Genomic DNA, 347 nt, shown 5'->3' on the forward strand with positions numbered 1-347 from the left:
GTAGTACTTCTCTCCGTTCACCACCCAGCGTGCGCCATCACGTGACACGCGCGTGATCACGTCGCCGATCGCCACGCTGCCGACTTCGGTCCAGGCGTTTCCCACCAGTTCGCCGTCGACAAATCGCTTGAACCAGACATCGCGCGCCGGGCCTGGCTCCGCGTTGAGCCGGTCCTCGACGAACGCGAAGTGGCCGCGCAGTGCCTGCGGCAAATTCGAATCCGCCTCGGCCAGTTCGATCAGCAGCTGAATCAGTTGCGGCAGCGAAGCCCCCGCGCCACCATGCTCGACCGGCACGCGAACGGCGCCGAATCCGGCGGCCTTGAGCCATTCGATCTGCTCATAGG

General features: G+C 65.1%; 1 pseudogene. It reads right to left on the reverse strand.

Going from position 1 to position 347, the window contains the following annotated elements:
* Positions 1–347 (reverse strand): annotated as a pseudogene (locus AB4Y36_RS40500) (monooxygenase); the annotation flags it as partial.

The sequence above is a fragment of the Paraburkholderia sp. BR10936 genome, from assembly GCF_040965735.1.
Lineage (GTDB): Bacteria > Pseudomonadota > Gammaproteobacteria > Burkholderiales > Burkholderiaceae > Paraburkholderia > Paraburkholderia nodosa_A.